We start from the raw sequence: 1,308 nt of genomic DNA on the forward strand, positions 1-1,308 counted from the left end.
GCCTCCACAGGCCTGTGACCTGCGATGATGCTCTCGATCACGTATTTGTTACTTCATTACGTCCCCTATGGCCCCCGGAATAGTCCGAAGTATCCCCGTAGCTTTGACGGCAAAGACTGACGGCAGCACACCCGACGAGCCACCGCCTCTTGCCTAATTCGACAGCCCTGCTAACGGAGGTCAGGCGGTCGAGTAAAGTTACTTCGGGATAGTTGCCAAGGATGAGGCCGCGGGTTAGAGTCCCGCCACCCGCACCAGGGATAAGTGAAGCAAGATTTACATCAAACATGAGTCTTTGACGGCTGAACTGACGGCTACGGCTACGTAGCCTGGTGTACGCCGCCTCCATTCCACTCTTCCGAGGAGCTTTGATCAGTAGGTTCTCGACTTTCTCAAGCGACGTGCGCCGTTGCGTGAGTCGGTCGTGAGTGTAGTGTTCAAGCGTCGTTGAAACACAGGCGTGACCAAGAATCAGTTGGGCCCCGCGTGCCGGGACATCGAGGTCTTGGAGGAGCGTCGCCAAGCTGTGTCGCAGATCATGGACTCTAATAGTTCGGATTTCGTGCTGTCGGCATAACCGCTGGAAGGTCCGGACGAGGGTGGACGGTTCGAGTGGGCGGCCGCTCTGGGTGCAGAAAATGAGCGCGTCGGTGCCAGAGTCTCCCTGCCATTCCTTACCGGCCATCTGACGGATCTGCGTCTGCCGTTCACGGTGTTCGAGCAGAGTCTGTCGCACAACGCGCAGCAGCGGCAATCGTCGCTCGCCGGCTTTCGTTTTCACCGGTCCGATGTGAAGACTGCCCTTCACTCGCTGCAACTGCTGGCGTATGGGGACGTAATGAAGTAACAAATACGTGATCGAGAGCATCATCGCAGGTCACAGGCCTGTGGAGGGTTCGAAACGCGCAAGTTATTTCATTTCGACTCCTATGTGCACTACGTCGTTGGTGAAGTCGATATCGCCCCACCGTAGACCCAACACCTCGCCCCGTCGTAGGCCATAGAGCAGAAGCAGCAAGAATGCTGGGTACAGGACATCAGATTGCGACGCCTTCAGGAATCGCTTCGACTCATCGGATGTCCAAGGCTCCACCTCGTTTGGCCGATGTGTCGGGAGCACTACCAGGCGGGCTACGTTGCGGCTCAGGAGTTCCTGCCGCACAGCATGGGTCAGCGCCGAGCTGAGTACCTTACGCATGATCTGAACCTTGGGCACGGAGTGGCCGCCCTCGATCGCTTCACTAAAGAACCCCTGAACGGTTTGTACGGTCAACCCGGCAAGCTTCTGTCGCCCGAGCCCGGGAACTA

1 protein-coding gene and 1 pseudogene are annotated in these 1,308 nt (G+C 57.6%); both read right to left on the reverse strand.

The features are described 5' to 3' along the window. Positions 1–37: 37 nt before the first annotated feature. Complete coding sequence (locus tag AC08OQ_RS10695) at positions 38–871, reverse strand: tyrosine-type recombinase/integrase (protein WP_476612015.1); 834 nt, start codon at positions 869–871, stop codon at positions 38–40. 39 nt (positions 872–910) lie between these two features. Next, positions 911–1,308: pseudogene (locus AC08OQ_RS10700) on the reverse strand (hypothetical protein); the annotation flags it as partial.

It is taken from the genome of Frankia sp. CcCS3, from assembly GCF_977927575.1.